This is a genomic window from Companilactobacillus huachuanensis, from assembly GCF_005404815.1.
GTDB lineage: Bacteria > Bacillota > Bacilli > Lactobacillales > Lactobacillaceae > Companilactobacillus > Companilactobacillus huachuanensis.
Map to the genome: position 1 here is coordinate 37,260 of NZ_BJDF01000002.1, position 15,240 is coordinate 52,499.

Consider the following 15,240-nt stretch of genomic DNA (forward strand, 5'->3'; position numbering starts at 1 on the left):
AAATTCAAATGTAATAGTAGCATCCACTTAATTTAACTGTTCCGAAACTTCACCAACTACGGCAGATTTAGTGGCCTTATCTTTGTTGTAATTCTTACCAAAAACGAAGGCAAAAATCACTGTCAACAATGGATTCATCCAAACATAGAAGGCACATGAGATAAAGACTACTGGACTGACGCCGAGAACACCAGAGATGAAGATCCCGGTAACACCCCATGGTACTAAGGCATTAATATCAGCTCCCCCACTTGCAAGTACTCGCGAGAGGTACTCAGGACGAATATTTTGTTTATCAAAATTATCTTTAAATGTTGCTCCTGGAAGAATAATTGAAATGTATTGTTCTCCAACTAAAAAGTTAACACCGATCGCACTGATCATTGAAGTAAGAATTAATTTTCCTGGTGTATTAACTTGACTGTTTAATTTACCAATCAAATTATCAACGACACCGAGTTTTAACAAAACACCCCCAAGTGTTAAGGCAACTAGAATTAATGAAATACTGCTTAACATGCTTGTAATACCACCACCGCTAACAATTGCATTGATTTTTTTATCGGGTGAATTCAATTGAAAGCCATTCATAATTTGATCACTAATTGTTTTGACTGAGGGATGATCAATAAAAATATGCATGACAATAGCTGTAACGGATCCTGCCAACAGTGTTGGAATAGCGGGAATTTGCATAATTGCACAAAAAATCAAAACAGCGATAGGAATTAGCATTAATGGCGATATGAAGAAATTGGTATTTAATGCATTAATAATGTGACGAACTGAACTCATATCTGGATTAACAGTATTGTGGCCCAATACTAAGAAGATAATAGCTGTGATAGTAGCTGAAGGAACTGCCGTGTGAGCGATTGTTTTAATATGATCAAAAACATTGTCAACACCAGCGATACCTGTTGATAGGTTAGTTGTTCCAGAAAGTGGCGACATATTGTTTCCAAATAATGCTCCCGAAACGATTGAACCAGCTGTCAAAGCAACGTTGATTCCCATAACGTGTCCAATACCCATGAAGACGATTCCCAAAGTACTGATTGTTGTGAATGAACTGCCGACGATTACTCCGACTAAGCAACAACTGACAAAAACTGTAAAAAGAAAGAATCTAACATTCAATAGCTCTAAACCGTAAACCATAATTGTGGGAATAACTCCTGACATTGACCAAGCTGAAACTAAAACACCAATCATAATAAAAATGATCATTGGAATGATGCCCGGCTTAATGCCTTCAGAAATGCCATCCTGCAATTCATTCCAAGAAAATCCTCGGAATCGACCGTAAAATAACAACAATGTAAATGTTAATAAAATTGGAATCTGTGGAGTCATCTTCCAGGCAATCATCATCGTACCTAACATACCGAACATGACTAACATAATAATTAAACTTTCCCAAAACGTTAAACGATTTTTCTTTTCCATATCTATCACCCTAATTATTTTTAGTGGGGAGAAAATCTTCCCAAATTTTTGTTTTTTTTGGTCATTATTTGCTCCAATAGGGTCTATAAAGATAATTTCGTTTTGCGCTGCTCATTTCATTTTCGTTTAAAATTTGACTAAAAGTTGCTTGCATTCTAAGTTTCTCAATAAATTTCATAATATATTTCCTCCTTCTTCGTATCCCAAGAGTATAAAAAAAAGCGCCCCTGCAATTATATGCAGGGACGCTTATTTGCGCGGTACCACCCAAAATTCAAATGGATAGACTAGTCCATTTGCTCTTTACTCCCGAAACGTGGGATACGTGATTTCAATTCTGTATTTCATAAAAAACATCCTGCATGGCTCGCACCGACCGCCAATTCTCTGAACACCCAGATATTTTATTACTTGCGTTAAAATCGAAATCAATTTATGTCTGTAATACTAGCAGAAGTTTCCAAGAATGCAATAGATAAATTAGAATTAATTAATCTAATTTTAATTCTTCTAATAAAAGAAAGCGTCACCATGCCTGTTACTTCAAGGCATGATGACGTTTCTTAAATTATTAATTTTTTAATGTAATTAACTGAAGGTTGAAAGGTGAAAAAGTGATATAAGCAGTGCTCTGATAGTCCTAAAATAAATTTATTTATTTAAATAGCAAAAGATAACAATTAGACATTCATATTATTAAAAAACTAGTTGGAAGAGCTGAAAGTATTCATTTGCCGCGAAAGTGGCGTTAGGACTTTAGTCCTTACACCACCGGGCGTGTTGGAGACTTACCGTTTTTTGGTGAGGCTTCAACCGAGATTCGAGACCGCTTTTTGGCTCGAATCGTACCGCGCAGCATATGAATGCTTTCAGCTCTGGAAACGGCATAACTCATCAAACTTTCAACCTTTAGATATTCAAACTGTCAGTAATAAAACAGAGACAATATTTTATTGAATCTGATCTAATAAGTTCTGCATTGCTTCATTGTCAGGATCTTGCTTTAGATATAGTGCCAAGGCTGGCTTCAAAACATCATTATTACCCGTGCTACGCAAGATTTCTATCAAATCGGATAAGTAATCCAGGTTATCTTTAAAGTCGTCTAAGACCACCATAATGTTCTCCTGAGCATCTTTAATATCGTCAGTCTCAAATTGTGACTTCGCCAAATTCCATGTTAATTTTGGATTATTGCTGACATCTTGTTCAGCCAATAGGTCCAAGTTAGCCTTGAACTGACCCTTAGTGACGTAATAATCACTCAGCTTGACAATTAATGGCAATGGATTTTCAACTTTCTTGATACCGGTTTCCAAAATCTTAATTGCAGCGTCCGAATCTTCAGATGTTCCCGCATCAAAGGCAATTGAATATAGACGATCATCCAACTCGTTCAAATTCAATCCTAATTGGGCATATTTAAAGGCATCAGCGGTCTTTTTAATATTCAAATAGTCCTCAGCCAAAATTGGATAAGCCGTTGGATAATCACGATTTGTATCCAATAATTCCTCTAAGATGGAAATTGACTTATTATAATTTTTTACTTGGTTATACAAGAATCCCAGTTGGAACTGAGCATCTTCATTCAATTCCAGAGCATTCAACTTCTCATATTCACTGATAGCATCTTCATATTGACCATCACCGGCAAGCGAACTGGCTTTTCTAAAGACAATTGAAATACCTGAATAATTCTTGATACCCATATCTAACAGCATATCGTAGTATGTTAAGGCCTTACCGAATTTATTCTCATCAAAATAAACTTCGGCTAAGGCAAATTTAAAGACTTCTTCATCGGGGTATTCACGAATACCAGTGAGAAGTTTTTGTTCACTTACCTCATAGAGACCTTGTGCTTGATAAATATCTGCAGAAACCAGAAGATTTTCGGCATAAGCAGGAGAATCTGGCATGATTTGAGAAATATAATCTAATGCTTGGTCACTATCACCATCAGAAACGGCAATCTCAGCCAATCTGGAGAGGATTTGTCCCTCATCAGGGTAAATGGTCAGAAGATGTACATAAATCGTCTTAGCCTGAACAGAGAGTCCACGACTCATTAAAGTTTCCGCCAAAGAAAATTGGGTTTGATCATCATCCTCTAAAAGTGAATCTTGAATTAAACTGTCGACTTGAGAAAAATCGCCATCGTCAATTGTTTGAATAACTTCATCTGCTTTACTCAAAAGTAATACCTCCAATTTTTTGCGTAAAAAAAGACGGTCATCTGACCGCCCCTTTGATAGTTAAAATTTAACTATTTAACTGAGTCCTTCAAAGCTTTACCAGGTTTGAATGCTGGTACTTTACTTGCAGGAATCTTAATTTCTTCGCCAGTTTGTGGGTTGCGACCCTTACGAGCAGCACGTTGACGAACTTCAAAGTTACCAAAGCCAATTAATTGTACTTTGTTACCCTCTGATAAGTTTTCTTGAATTGTTTCGAAAACAGCGTCGACAGCAGAAGTTGCATCCTTCTTTGTCAAACCTGTTTTACTTGCTACACTATCAATAAGTTCAGCTTTATTGGCCATATGTGAATACCTCCGGAAAATTGTAAAAATTTTAGAACACATGAACTTTTATTAATGCGTTCATTATTCTATTTACAAAAATACCATAGCAATGCCGTTCTGACAAGCATTTAACGTTTTTTTTCGTATAAATCTTCTTAAATATAATTATATTTATAAAAACGGATGAAATACCGCCATTATAAGACTATTTTCGCTTACGTGGCAAAATCTTAATCGGTGTTCCCTCAAAATCAAAAGTATCTCTCAATTGGTTCTTCAAGAATCTTTCATATGAGAAATGCAACAATTCAGTTTCATTAACGAAAACGACAAAAGTAGGTGGTTGAACAGCAACTTGTGTCATGTAATAAATTCTCAATCTCTTACCATTAACTAATGGTGTTGGAGCAATTGTAGTTGCACGCAACAATAAATCGTTCAAGATAGCTGATTGAATTCTGCGTTCACGGTTATCGTAAACTCTTGAAACAAGTTCAGGAATCTTATCGAGACGTTGACCTTTAGTTGCTGAGGTGAAGAGAATAGGAGCATAAGCTAAGTATTGGAACTCAACTCTTATTTGGTTTTCAAAGTCCTTCATCGTATTGGTATCCTTTTTCAAGGTATCCCACTTATTAACGACGATGATCACACCTTTACCAGCATTATGAGCATAACCAGCAACACGCTTGTCTTGTTCACGAATACCTTCCTCGGCGTTTAGTACAACACAGACAACGTCTGATTTATCAATTGCACTCAATGCTCTCAAAACAGAATATTTCTCAGTATTCTCGTAAACTTTACCACGTTTTCTGATTCCGGCAGTATCAATCATTGTAAAGTCTTTATCAAGTTTTTCATCGTGATATTTAGTATCGATGGCATCACGAGTCGTTCCTTGCATATCAGAAACGATAACACGATCATCACCCAAAATTGCATTAACTAACGATGACTTACCAACATTAGGACGGCCAATGAAACTGAATTTGACGGTATCATCTTCTTCAGCCTTATCATCATTGGGGAAAGCCTTGACGATTGAATCCAATAAATCACCCAAACCGGTACCCTGGGCACCAGAAATTGGATTTGGATCGCCGAATCCCAAAGCATAAAAGTCATAAATATTTTGACGTTGTTCAGGATTATCAGCCTTATTGACTGCTAAAATAACGGGTTTATTTGTTCGATAAAGAATCTTTGCAACGTCTTCGTCTTCTTTAGTAACACCGTTTTGACCATTAGTGATAAAGACAATAACATCGGCCTCATCAATCGCAATTTCTGCTTGTGTCTTTATTTGAACAGACAACTTTTCACCGCTCATCACAATACCACCGGTATCGATCAAACGAAATTCCTTGCCCAACCAACTGGCACGTGAATAAATTCGATCACGGGTAACACCTGGTGTATCCTCAACGATTGATAATCTTTCATTAATAATTCGATTGAAAATTGTAGATTTCCCAACATTGGGGCGTCCTACTAACGCAACTACTGGAACAGACATATTTTGCCTCCCTACTTACTTATGTTCATTAACTATCTCAGTTACTCGTTCAACAACTTGTTCAATTGTCATATCAGAAGTATCAACTTCTATGGCATCGCTAGCTTTCTTCAATGGTGAAATCTCACGATGTGAATCCTTATAATCTCTTGCAGCAATCTCATCTTGCAATTCTTTTAAAGGAGTATCGATACCACGTTCAATATTTTCTTTAAAACGTCTTTGTGCACGGACTTCGACACTCGCAATTAAAAAGATTTTGACTTCGGCATGTGGCAAGACGGTTGTTCCAATGTCACGACCATCCATGACAATATCAATATCATTTGCCAGATCTCTTTGCATTTCAACTAATTCAGTTCTAACTTCTTTGATTGCAGAAACCTGAGAGACGTTGTTCGTGATCTCTTCAGTTCTAATTGCATCAGAAACATCCTCATCATCTAAAAGGACGTGTTGACCGTCTTCTTTATTTAGAAAATGAATTTTATGTTCTGACATTAATTTTAAAATATTGAGAGTATCACCATAACCCACATTATGCTTTTTTGCAAGCAATGTTACTGTGCGATACATTGCGCCAGTGTCACAATAAACAAAATTTAAATTCTTAGCAATCAATTTGGCAATCGTACTTTTGCCAGCAGAAGCTGGGCCATCTATAGCAATTTGCATTAATTTCTCTCCTTAATAAAAGGGCCCAGACAAAAATCGTCAGAGACCCTACACTTAAACTAAAATTATTTAACTCTTAGTGATGTACCAGGTGTTAATGTACCAACATTACCATTCATACTCTTTAATTGAGCTGTGGTTAAGTTGTTGTTGTACGCAATTCTAAACCAGTTATCACCAGCCTTAACAGTATAATACGATGCAGCACTACTGTTATCTGTTGTTGTAGTTGAAGAATTATTATTTGTGGTGCTATCTGATGCTTGTTGATTATCCTGTGATTGTTGTGAATTATCAGTTGTTGATGTTTGATTGTTAGTACTATCAGAAGCAGTGCTATCAGAAGCATTACTATTACTATCAGTACTTGAAGAACTGTTATTAGTATTTTTATCACTTGATGAAGTAGTTGAGCTAGACTTCTTAGCTTCAGCAGCTTTTTTAGCAGCGGCCGCCTTCTTAGCGTCAGCTGCGGCCTTTTTTTCTGCTGCGGCTTTCTTGGCCGCTGCCTTTTTTGCAGCAGCCTTTTCTTTAGTAGCCTTATCTTTATTCTCGACAGATTTAGTCGATTGCGTACTATCTAAGTCACTGCTGCCACTACCCTTAACTGCATTTATCACAACCGGTGTGAACATGATTACGATTAAAGCAATTACTAAGGTAACGACTAACGTATGATTACCACGTTGCTTCTCTTTGGAAACTGCACGAGAAACATGTCCCTCATCGTCTGTATCAGAGTCAAAACTCTTTTCCCAAGGCTTAACATCTTTTTGGTCAGTCTCAGGTTCGGCGTCAGAATCAGTTGTCGACTCTTTTTGAGCTTCTGCTGTATCTTTAGCCTCTTCAGTTTTTTCTGATGACTTTGGAGTCACAGGCGGAACTGGTATAAAATTAGTATCCTTTGAGATATCAGGCTCAACGTCCTGTCTTGCTTCACTTAAATGATCGTTGCTTTCTTCAGATTGAAGATGATCTTCCGCAGTCGGTGTTGTTTGACTGCCCGTATCATTACTTTCGTATGTACTTGGTTGTTCGGAAGACTCATCATTAGAAGTTTGAGCATCAGAAACAGTATCATTTGTTGGCGTGTCGCCATCACCAGTATTAATTAGATGATATTTTTTCAAATCCTCAAGACTGACTGATCCCTCTAGTCCTTCAGTGGATTTAGGAACACGTGAATCGCCAGACATATTGTTTTTATCATTATCGGCCATTAAAAACCAACCTCCTAATTTCTATCCCTTAAAGCATATCATAAAAGTTTAAAATTTTTCTTTAAAGATTTATAAAGTTTCGCTATTTAATAGCAAAATGTCCTTTAATTCGTGGATAAACGATCATAACGGCCGCTGAAATGATCAAGGCTTTAACAATATTGAATGGAATTACTCCTGTTGCTACATATTGAGCCAAACTCATATTCAATTTCATACCGACAACATTCATATATAGTGGCATGATTACAAAATAGTTTAGAATCGACATAATTATTGTCATTGAAACCGTTCCCGCGATGATAGCTGAAGTACGGTAATCCTTTTTCCAAAAATAATTGAATGGAATTAATAATGCAACTGAACCAATAAATGCAGCGCCATTACCGATCAAGCCTGCAACACCACTACCAGTAACAATGACGTGAACCATGGATTTGATTAAAGCAATCATAATTCCACCAACTGGTCCATATGCAAACGTTCCTATTAAAGTTACCACATCACTTAAATCAACTTTCAAAAAAGGCATCCAAATCAAAATTGGAAATTCAAAAAACATCAAAATTGTCCCCAATGCCGCAAAAACTGATACTCCTACTACTGCTTGAAATTTGTACGTACTCTTTCCCATTAAAATCAACCTTCCTCAATTGATTTCCAAAGAAAAAAGGCCTGTTTTGGGCACACCAAAACAGACCTTAATCATCTGTTTTCTTCCATCTAGACTTTAACTATCGGTATTGGAATCTAACCAATTCGGCCAACTTTCGTTGGGTCGCGGACTATACCGCCGGTCGGGAATCACACCCTGCCCTGAAAACCAATTTATTAAATTTTATACTCTTAATATAGCAGAGATTGGATAAATTACAACTAATCGTTATTTATAGCTCACATAACTAAAATGTATACGTTTACATTGGTAGTAATAATCCATATTTATCAGTAGTTACAGATTTAATATGTGCAGTACGATCGAATTAGATCAATAAAATTAATTAACCATATTTTCTAATATTACTGATTCATTAATGGATTATCTATAACTAACTAAAGGTTGAAAGTTTAATTAAGTATGCCGTTTCCAGAGCTGAGAGTATTCAATTGCTGCGCGGAACGGTCCGAGCCTGGGAAGCGGTCTTGAACCTCGGTTGAAGCCTCGCAAAAACCGCGAGTCTCCAACGCGCCCGGTGGTGTAATTGCTGAAGCAATAACGCCACTTTCGCTGCAAATGAATACTCTCAGCTCTTCCAACTTGTTGTTTTTTTTAATGAAAGGAATAATAAAACAAAACTCCTGATTATTTAAATAAATTAACTATAGGCCAGTAACAACAATAGTTATATTTGTTTTTCACCTTTCAACCTTTAGATAACTAAGCCAACATTGAAAAGAACACCAATTTCCAATATTATCATCCAAACTACTAAAAATGATATCCGAAATTTACTCTTAAAATTAGACGAATACCGCAAAAATGTGCAGACTTCAAAAAAAAGTTGATTCTTCACTTATGAAATAGGATACCCAGCAAGTGAAAAAGCAGCTTTTTTATTAGTATTAACCTTAATAACGAAAGATATATATAAATATATAAATTAGTCGTAAGATCTGAGAGTATTAACCGGCTGTGGATGTGGCGTTACGGCTTTAGCCGTTACACCACCGGGCGAGTTTGGAGCCTTACCGGTCTGTGGTAAGGCTTCAAACCGAGGTCCGAGACCGCTTCTCAGGCTCGGGCCGTTCCGCATAGCAGGTTAATACTCTCAGATCTGGAGACGGAAAATATGGAAAATATTAATTCTATTCGTCCTTCTTCAATTCAGCGACCTCTTTGCGACTCAAATCACGATACTTACCTGAAACTAATCCCTCAAGAGTCAAGAATGAATAGCTCTCACGTGAAAGTTTTTCAACCTTATGACCAACAGCATCAAACATATTCTTAACTTGGTGATTATGTCCTTCGTGAATGGTGATTCTAACGATTGAAGAGTTTCGCTTGCTATCTTTAGACATCACCTTAACTTTTGATCTCGAAGTTGTATAACCCTTTAATTTGATACCTTTTTCCAACTTTTTGAGATCTTCCGTTGCTAAAAATCCTTCAATTTTGGCAATATAAGTCTTTTCAACGTGATATCGAGGGTGCATCAAGTGATTGGCAAATTCACCATCATTTGTTAATAGCAATAAGCCAGAAGTATCGTAATCTAAACGACCAATTGGATAAACTCGTTCTTGGACATCCTCTTCCAACAGATCAGTTACTACTTTGCGGTCTTTATCATCCTTAACGGCTGTGATCACACCACGAGGCTTATACATCAAGATATAACGCTTTTTTTCCTCTTGTAAAGGTACACCATCAACTTCAATCTTGTCATGATCATCAACTTTGACACCCATCTCAGTTACGACCTTGTTGTTAACTCTAACATGTCCAGAAGCAATCATTTCTTCTGATTTACGACGTGAAGCAACTCCAGCTTCAGCCATAAATTTTTGTAATCTAATTTTCTCCATTAATATCTCCTGTGTTTGTAATATCTTCAAAACTTTCTATTTTTGGTAATTCATCAATACTTTTAATACCAAAATAATCAAAGAACTCGTCCGTTACAACGTATAAATTAGGATGCCCAGGAACATTCTTTTTTCCATTTTCCTTAATCAATTTTCTCATCAATAAAGTATTCAGGCTTCCTGAACTCTGGACGCCACGAATCTCATCAATTTCAATACGTGTGATAGGTTGACGATAGGACACGATTGACAAAACCTCCAATGCTGCTTGACTGAGCTTTGTCCCCAATCCTGCTTTGAAATATTTTGTCAATAAGTCGGAAAATTCATTTTTGGTTACTACCTTATAAACATTATTATAATCAACCAATTGAATACCTGAATCAACGTCAGTCATCAATTTAATCTTTAATTCTTCAATATTTTGTCGTAAGGCCGCACTGTCGATCTCCAACAACTCGGCTAAATCTTTTTCTTTGATTCCTTGGTCACCGGCAACGAACAATAGTGCCATTATTTTTGCTTGATACACGTCTAATTCCTCAATTCAATAAATAATTCACTTTTAAAATCAGCCTGCATGATTGAAATCAATTGCTTACTAGCTAATTCCAATATGGCCATAAAATCGGTTACGATTTCTTCAACACTATCATTCAACTTTAATAGCGCCCTGAAAGTCGTTTTTTTAGAAACTTCTAGTTCACTCATGATGTTATGTGTCGCGTCTTCAATCGATAACGTTTCATTTTCAATCGTTTCAATCTCTGGTTGACGTCGCTTTTGGTTATGTAGTAATTCCGCATACGTCGAGGCCAACTCATCCAAAGCAATTGAACCAGGTTCTAAAAACTGCTCCAATTGTTTAGCTGGAATACTGACCTCTTTATCAAACTGCATTTTTCTGATTTGTTCTTTCTCTTCAAAATAAGCTGCAACTCGTTTATAGGTTTGATAAGTCAAAAGTTGTGAAACTAATTCATCACGCGGATCATCAGCTTCTAATTCATCATCCATTTCATCCGGCGCTTGTGGCAGCAACATTTTACTCTTGATTGACATCAAAGTGGATGCCATCACCAAATAGTCACCAGCCACGTCCAATTCCAATACTTTCATACTATTTAAATAGTCAATGTATTGCTGTGTGATCTGTGCAATTGGAATATCATAAATATCAACTTTTGATTCCTTGATCAAATGAAGCAGCAAGTCGATTGGCCCTTCGAAATCGGTTAAAACTAAATTTAATTTTTGCATTAATTTGTTTCTTTCATATCTTTTTCAAGTTTTTCTTTATTTTGACGCCACTGCTTTAACTCATCACTCAAACTGAAGTTTGATAAAATTACCCTTTTAGGAAACTTCTGTTGCACATCATCAAATATTTTAAAAATATTACTTTGTGAACGGTATGACGGGTTCAAAGAAATATATTCAATAAATACGGTCTTATCTGAGAATGACAATGCTACGATACCTGAATAGTCATCAATATTACTTTTCCACAAAAAAAGTTGACGATTTTCATCCTCAGAATACAATTGCAACTCTTGTTCCAGATTGTCTAAATCCTTGAGATCAACAATGTATGACAGAAAACCCATAGCAATTTTTTTATTCTCATCACTATATTTACTAAGCATTTAACTCCTCCTAAGCACGTGGAAATGATTCATTATACACTTGTTTCATATGCGTCTTGTTAATGTGCGTATAAATTTGCGTCGTTGAAATATCAGAATGACCTAATAATTCTTGAACCACACGCAGGTCAGCCCCATTTTCCAATAAATTGGTTGCAAATGAGTGTCGCAAAGTATGCGGTGTAACATCCTTTTTGATTCCTACTTGTGCAATGTACTTTTTAATCATTCGCCAAATTGATTGACGCGTTAATTTCTTGCCACGGAAATTCAAAAAGACTTCTTTTTGAGGACCATATTTACCAACTAATTCAGCTCTAGTCTCGGTAAAATACTTTTTTAACCAAGTAATAGCTGTGTCGCCAATTGGTAGAAGACGCTCCTTATTTCCCTTACCGAGCGTCTTGATCAGTCCCAAATCTAAATGTAGATCATCCATACTCAAATTGACTAATTCACTGACCCGTAGTCCAGTGGCGTACATAACTTCAAAAATCGTCCGATCTCTGATCCCCAATGGTGTTGAAACATCGGGCGACTCAATCAATGAATTTACTTCGTCCATTGATAGGACTACCGGTAAATGGGTTCCTTTTTTGGGAGCATCAAGTTCATTCAGTGGGTTAACTTGAATTTTATCAACAATTTCCATCCATTGATAAAACTTCCGTAGCGAAGAAAACATCCTCATTTGGGATGTTTTGGACTTTTTCTGTTTGTCCTGTTCTGCAAAAAATTGTGTCACCACAAAATGATCTTCAGGATAAAATTTCATCTGTTTCTTTTCTAAAAAACTGCTAAACTCCAATAAATCAGTTTGATATGAAATAATTGTATTCTTAGAAAGACCACGATCTAGCCTTAAATATCGAGCATAATCGGCAATCGTGTCAATCATAGTTTGATTCTTGATTGATAATTTATCATTCATAAATTATCACCTCTATTTGAGATACGTGTAGCCATCTTTTTGTTCAATCTTGCGTTGTTTCATCAGGTTACCAAGGGCACGTTTAAAACTACCTTTACTAATACCAAAGTATTCTTGAATATCATCAGGAGAACTCTTGTCAGTATAAGGCATTTTTTTATCACGGGAATGTTCCAAAACGGCGACAATCATCTGAGCATCAGGTGTAATTTCTTCATAGGCACGAGGTTTCATCGAAAGATTCAACCGACGGTGACTTGAACCAATGACACGAGCTTTGACATGTTGACCTACGTGAAGTGGTTGTGATTGTTCATTAACATGTACGAAAGCCATATAATAACTTTCAGTCATCACAAAAGCCCCTGATTCTCTGATTGCAATAACAGTTCCCTCTTCATCATTATTCAAGAGAGTCTTCATATCACGTTCCGGACTACGAGCAATTTGTGTGTAAAGTTCAATGTCAGCCAATTTGCCCCAAAGACGTCCTTTATGATCAACATCCAACTTGACCATAACTTTATCGCCCTTCTTAGGCCACTCATTGTGTTCCAAAGGCAAATCATCTAATGAAACAACAAAATCTTTGTCTTCCAAGCCAACGCTAACGAAAGCACCCAAGTCAGTTCTGACATCGACTACTTCAGCAAAATTCCAAACACCTTGTGTAACCAATGGAAGAACCGTTGTCATTCTATTTTTGTGAGCTTGATTTTCGTAAACGAAACCTGTAATTTCGTCGCCAAGCTCTGGAATCTCTGTTAATTCGTTAAGATCTAAAGCAAACGTGTATCCTTCGATTTGAACAAATGCTTCATCTTTGTTGAGGTCACTAACTGTACCGGTAAGTACTTGACCATACATTTCTGTTATATCCATTTTTCACCATACTCTTTTGTATTTAATCAGTATATATTTTAACGTACTTTTGACGTTACATAAAACCTTTTCGTTGTTAATTTAAAACTTTTTAGAAATTACCTAACTAATACGTTAACTCTCGAGAATAAATATCAATCACGAGGAATTTTTGGATTATAATGTTTCGTTTGTTGATGTTGAGATTTATGTTTTCGTAAAACATGTTTATTAACTATTGTTAACGTTACATAACTTTTTTTCTTCGAAGCTGACAAAACAAAAAAATCTTATTCACTTGAATTTCTTGAACAACAAGCAAAATAAGATTTCTTCTTCCCAATCACAAATTATCTTAAATGACCATACACGTTTATTCTAAATTATTTATTTCAGCAGATTTTACAAGCCTATGAAATTTTTCCAATAAAACCTTTGCAATCTCACCCATTTGTTTATCACCATCACGCTGAGATAAACGATAGCCAACAAAATATGGTGAAACAACATATCTGGCAGTTAATTTACAGATAATTTTACGACCATCACGGTAAAAGAAAATATTATATGAATCAAACTTTCCACCGTAAAAATCATCAAGAATATACTTAACTGTCACTCGAGCAAATTCGGCCAAATCATCTAAATATTTCGGATTGTTGATTACAATATTAAATTCGACAAATCCCATCACCGGTTTTTCAGAAATATTAACATCAATATGCTTATTTTCAAACACCTTCATACCTGTAAAATTCTCAGGTTCAACATGTTTGTAGCCATTAACTTTATCTAATCCAATTATCTGAAAATGTGGATGACGCAACGAGCCACCCGACATAGGCCCAAAATTTTTATACATTAGGACACTTTGATATTTCTTTGTTTGAATCATTTGATTCCAACAATCATAGATATAATTGAAAACTTCGCGGTTCTTAGCGACAGAATAATTTGATATATCGCCATTATGATCGTGTGATTCAATTACTATCGTTTGATTAGTATCCTGCAACGTCTTAAATTTGTTCTCTAACCAAATCATATCGTCTTTTTGATCAATGACATTAGTTAAATGTTCTGTGTCGCAGAACGGACAATAGTCAGCCTTTTTCTTTATATCACGTGGTTTACCCTTCGCCTGTTCAATTTCAAAAACAAGTACATCTTTATTTGACATACGATTCACCTCAAATATACCTTTTATTCTGCCATAAAAACTACTCACAGTTTTCATTATTATACTAAAGGTTGAAAGATGAAAAATTAATATAACTATTATTGTTACAATCCTAGGCTAATTTATTTAAATAAGCAGAAGTCTCCATATTATTATTCTTGCCATAAAAAAATAAATTAGTTGGAAGCGCTGAAAGTATTCATTTGTAGCGAAAGTGGCGTTAGGACTTTAGTCCTTACACCACAGGACGTGTTGAAGACTCTCAGCTCTGGAAACGGCATACTTAACTAAACTTTCAACCTTTAGTTATTATATCTATAAAACTACCAAGTGGCACTTAACGTCATTATAACCACTGTGGATACAGAACTAGCGCTAATTTATTTATGCAATCAGAAATCCTTATTGTCCCTGCTATAAAAAAACGAACTAGTTGGAAGAGCTGAGAGTATTCATTTGCAGCGAAAGTGGTGTAAGGACTTTAGTCCTTACACCACCGGGCGTGTTGAAAACTCGCGGTTTTTGCGAGACTTCAACCGAGGTCCGAGACCGCTTCCCAGGCTCGGATCGTACCGCACAGCACATGAATACTTTCAGGTCTGGAAACGGCATAATGCATCAAACTTTCAACCTTTAGACTTTAGTTAAAAAATAAACTAATCGGAAGAGCTGAGATGATATCTTAAATAAATTAAGCCCACAA

14 protein-coding genes and 1 riboswitch are annotated in these 15,240 nt (G+C 36.1%); all 14 genes read right to left on the bottom strand.

From position 1 onward, the window contains the following. Window positions 1-27: 27 nt before the first annotated feature. The 14 genes from nhaC to FFM71_RS01405 all read right to left on the bottom strand — a co-directional run bounded on the left by nhaC (window position 28) and on the right by FFM71_RS01405 (window position 14,537). Entirely contained in the window at window positions 28-1,449 is a 1,422-nt protein-coding gene (nhaC, locus tag FFM71_RS01340; RefSeq protein WP_137610394.1) for a Na+/H+ antiporter NhaC, read from the bottom strand. Window positions 1,450-2,399: 950 nt separating this feature from the next. Continuing rightward, a complete protein-coding gene (locus tag FFM71_RS01345; protein WP_137610395.1) occupies window positions 2,400-3,647 on the bottom strand; it encodes a tetratricopeptide repeat protein in 1,248 nt (415 codons plus the stop codon). Between the two features lie 71 nt (window positions 3,648-3,718). After that, the gene (gene hbs, locus FFM71_RS01350; protein ID WP_010019909.1) at window positions 3,719-3,994 is read right to left on the bottom strand and encodes a non-specific DNA-binding protein Hbs; all 276 of its coding nucleotides are present in this window, start codon (window positions 3,992-3,994) and stop codon (window positions 3,719-3,721) included. 187 nt (window positions 3,995-4,181) lie between these two features. Beyond that, window positions 4,182-5,495: a ribosome biogenesis GTPase Der gene (gene der / locus FFM71_RS01355; RefSeq protein ID WP_137610396.1), complete on the bottom strand. Its 1,314-nt coding sequence runs from the start codon at window positions 5,493-5,495 to the stop codon at window positions 4,182-4,184. Window positions 5,496-5,510: 15 nt separating this feature from the next. After that, window positions 5,511-6,170: a (d)CMP kinase gene (cmk, locus tag FFM71_RS01360; RefSeq protein WP_137610397.1), complete on the bottom strand. Its 660-nt coding sequence runs from the start codon at window positions 6,168-6,170 to the stop codon at window positions 5,511-5,513. 65 nt (window positions 6,171-6,235) lie between these two features. Then, the gene (locus FFM71_RS01365; protein WP_137610398.1) at window positions 6,236-7,390 is read right to left on the bottom strand and encodes a LysM peptidoglycan-binding domain-containing protein; all 1,155 of its coding nucleotides are present in this window, start codon (window positions 7,388-7,390) and stop codon (window positions 6,236-6,238) included. An 82-nt stretch (window positions 7,391-7,472) separates the two neighbouring features. After that, entirely contained in the window at window positions 7,473-8,024 is a 552-nt protein-coding gene (locus tag FFM71_RS01370) for an ECF transporter S component (protein WP_137610399.1), read from the bottom strand. A gap of 73 nt (window positions 8,025-8,097) precedes the next feature. Then, window positions 8,098-8,218, bottom strand: a riboswitch (FMN riboswitch). A 978-nt stretch (window positions 8,219-9,196) separates the two neighbouring features. Beyond that, window positions 9,197-9,919 (bottom strand): pseudouridine synthase, encoded by a 723-nt coding sequence (locus tag FFM71_RS01375; RefSeq protein ID WP_137610400.1) that lies wholly within the window; start codon window positions 9,917-9,919, stop codon window positions 9,197-9,199. Beyond that, window positions 9,906-10,433, bottom strand: a complete 528-nt coding sequence (gene scpB, locus FFM71_RS01380) for an SMC-Scp complex subunit ScpB (RefSeq protein ID WP_137610582.1) — start codon at window positions 10,431-10,433, stop codon at window positions 9,906-9,908. Before scpB ends, FFM71_RS01375 begins: the two co-directional genes overlap by 14 nt. A gap of 20 nt (window positions 10,434-10,453) precedes the next feature. Further along, entirely contained in the window at window positions 10,454-11,179 is a 726-nt protein-coding gene (locus FFM71_RS01385) for a segregation and condensation protein A (RefSeq protein WP_137610401.1), read from the bottom strand. Continuing rightward, window positions 11,179-11,565: a RibT protein gene (locus tag FFM71_RS01390; RefSeq protein ID WP_137610402.1), complete on the bottom strand. Its 387-nt coding sequence runs from the start codon at window positions 11,563-11,565 to the stop codon at window positions 11,179-11,181. The genes FFM71_RS01385 and FFM71_RS01390 overlap by 1 nt, the downstream gene beginning before the upstream one ends. A gap of 10 nt (window positions 11,566-11,575) precedes the next feature. Continuing rightward, on the bottom strand, window positions 11,576-12,496 hold the full coding sequence (gene xerD, locus FFM71_RS01395) for a site-specific tyrosine recombinase XerD (protein ID WP_171000434.1): 921 nt from the start codon (window positions 12,494-12,496) through the stop codon (window positions 11,576-11,578). A 12-nt stretch (window positions 12,497-12,508) separates the two neighbouring features. Beyond that, window positions 12,509-13,378 carry a CvfB family protein gene (locus FFM71_RS01400; protein WP_137610403.1) on the bottom strand — a complete coding sequence of 290 codons (870 nt, stop codon included), beginning with the start codon at window positions 13,376-13,378 and terminating at the stop codon, window positions 12,509-12,511. 352 nt (window positions 13,379-13,730) lie between these two features. Beyond that, on the bottom strand, window positions 13,731-14,537 hold the full coding sequence (locus FFM71_RS01405; protein WP_137610404.1) for a DUF4931 domain-containing protein: 807 nt from the start codon (window positions 14,535-14,537) through the stop codon (window positions 13,731-13,733). Between the last annotated feature and the right edge of the window lie 703 nt (window positions 14,538-15,240).

What these genes read in the sequence shown, in the direction of transcription:
- nhaC (WP_137610394.1), bottom strand. Translation starts at nt 1,449, where the DNA reads ATGGAAAAGAAAAATCGTTTAACGTTTTGGGAAAGTTTAATTATTATG.
- hbs (WP_010019909.1), bottom strand. Translation starts at nt 3,994, where the DNA reads ATGGCCAATAAAGCTGAACTTATTGATAGTGTAGCAAGTAAAACAGGT.
- der (WP_137610396.1), bottom strand. Translation starts at nt 5,495, where the DNA reads ATGTCTGTTCCAGTAGTTGCGTTAGTAGGACGCCCCAATGTTGGGAAA.
- cmk (WP_137610397.1), bottom strand. Translation starts at nt 6,170, where the DNA reads ATGCAAATTGCTATAGATGGCCCAGCTTCTGCTGGCAAAAGTACGATT.
- FFM71_RS01365 (WP_137610398.1), bottom strand. Translation starts at nt 7,390, where the DNA reads ATGGCCGATAATGATAAAAACAATATGTCTGGCGATTCACGTGTTCCT.
- FFM71_RS01370 (WP_137610399.1), bottom strand. Translation starts at nt 8,024, where the DNA reads ATGGGAAAGAGTACGTACAAATTTCAAGCAGTAGTAGGAGTATCAGTT.
- FFM71_RS01375 (WP_137610400.1), bottom strand. Translation starts at nt 9,919, where the DNA reads ATGGAGAAAATTAGATTACAAAAATTTATGGCTGAAGCTGGAGTTGCT.
- scpB (WP_137610582.1), bottom strand. Translation starts at nt 10,433, where the DNA reads ATGGCACTATTGTTCGTTGCCGGTGACCAAGGAATCAAAGAAAAAGAT.
- FFM71_RS01385 (WP_137610401.1), bottom strand. Translation starts at nt 11,179, where the DNA reads ATGCAAAAATTAAATTTAGTTTTAACCGATTTCGAAGGGCCAATCGAC.
- FFM71_RS01390 (WP_137610402.1), bottom strand. Translation starts at nt 11,565, where the DNA reads ATGCTTAGTAAATATAGTGATGAGAATAAAAAAATTGCTATGGGTTTT.
- xerD (WP_171000434.1), bottom strand. Translation starts at nt 12,496, where the DNA reads ATGAATGATAAATTATCAATCAAGAATCAAACTATGATTGACACGATT.
- FFM71_RS01400 (WP_137610403.1), bottom strand. Translation starts at nt 13,378, where the DNA reads ATGGATATAACAGAAATGTATGGTCAAGTACTTACCGGTACAGTTAGT.
- FFM71_RS01405 (WP_137610404.1), bottom strand. Translation starts at nt 14,537, where the DNA reads ATGTCAAATAAAGATGTACTTGTTTTTGAAATTGAACAGGCGAAGGGT.